This window comes from Mesobacillus sp., assembly GCF_049588175.1.
Classification (GTDB): Bacteria; Bacillota; Bacilli; order Bacillales; family Cytobacillaceae; genus Mesobacillus.
In genome coordinates, this window is the sequence record NZ_JBAVFI010000558.1 from 1 (window position 1) to 1,537 (window position 1,537).

At 44.0% G+C, this 1,537-nt stretch carries 2 protein-coding genes; both read right to left on the reverse strand.

Features of this window, described 5'->3' with window-relative positions:
• Window positions 1-8 precede the first annotated feature (8 nt).
• Window positions 9-251 (reverse strand): DUF1259 domain-containing protein, encoded by a 243-nt coding sequence (locus tag WB217_RS13670; protein ID WP_423993764.1) that lies wholly within the window; start codon window positions 249-251, stop codon window positions 9-11.
• Between the two features lie 65 nt (window positions 252-316).
• Window positions 317-1,537: putative bifunctional diguanylate cyclase/phosphodiesterase (locus tag WB217_RS13675; protein ID WP_423993765.1), on the reverse strand; the 1,221-nt coding region annotated here is incomplete at its 5' end.

Below are 1,537 nucleotides of genomic sequence, written 5' to 3' on the forward strand. Positions count from 1 at the left end.
CTGCTGTGTCATATCGACTTTCCCTTGAAAGTGCAAGTACATGTCCGCGGTTCTTCGAAGAGCATGTGATTGTGGAATGCGGATATATCAATATTTCCTTTTCTCAGTTCATCAATGACTGGATTAACTTCTTCCTGCGGCAAAGCGAATTCACCGATGACTAATACCAGTTGAGCGAAGTTTAATACCAGTTGGATTAGCTTTAATACCAGTTGAGCATCATTCTCCTTGTTTCGTTCCCAAATGGGCATTGCACCACAGTTGTTCCTATTTTTATCCAGCCGAGCATTCCGTAGCCAATTAAAAAAGCATCCTGCTATAGCAGAATGCCTTCCAGGTCCATATTCTTTTTCAATAAATCCTCCATTGCATCCGGAGGCAGCGGCCTGCTGAAATGATATCCCTGTCCGATCATACAGCCATTTCTTAATAAAAATGCTACTTGTTCCTGTTCCTCGACACCTTCAGCAATGACATCAAATTGCAGGTTGTGTCCCATGTCTATGATGGTCTTAACCATTGCACCCTGGTTGGCGTGATGGATAATGTCATCAACAAAGGATTTATCTATTTTAATTTTATCGATTGGCAGATGCTTCAATAAGCTTAAGGAAGAATAGCCTGTTCCGAAATCATCGATTGCCAGCGTGACACCAAGGTCCTTTAACTGGTTCAAGATCATCGCTGTATTTTCGCTGTTTTGCATGATACTTTCGGTAATTTCAAGGTCTAGATAGCTTGGATCCAATCCTGTCTGGTCAAGGATTTGTTTTACTGTATCAATGAACCTGTCCTCCTGAAGCTGCCTCACAGAGATATTCACAGATATAGGGATCGAGCTGAAACCTTTATCATGCCACTCCTTATTTTGGGCAGAAGCCTTCTGCAATACCCATTTTCCAAGCGGTACGATCAATCCGGTTTCTTCAGCAAGTGGAATGAACTCTCCTGGAGAAATGATTCCATTTTCCGGATGTTGCCAGCGGACGAGTGCCTCCACCCCGATGATTTTCCCCGTCTCCAGATTCACCTGCGGCTGGTAATGCAGCATTAGCTGGTCCTGCTCCAGAGCTTTCCTTAGGCCGTTCTCAAGTTCCATTTTTCGTGAAGAAAGACCATGCAGCTGATTTGTGTAAAATTGAAAATTATTCTTACCGCGTTCTTTGGCAAGGTACATCGCAGTATCTGCATGCTTGATCAGCGTTTCCTCGTCCTGTCCGTCTCCCGGAGCCATGCTGATCCCGATACTCGGGGTAACAAAGAACTCCTGGTTTTCGACGTCGATTCCCTCCGAAAATTCTCCTAAGATCCGTTCGGCAACTTCAATCACTTGAGCTTTATTAAGTCCTTTGAGTAAAATAATGAATTCATCGCCGCCCTGCCGCGAAACAAGCCCTTTGTCTTGCACGGCATTTTTCAGTCTGCTGGCAACTACCTTCAATAAAAGGTCACCAACCCGATGACCCTTTGTATCATTAATGATTTTGAAGCGGTCAAGGTCAAGAAATAATACCGCTAGCTCTTGATCGCCATTTTT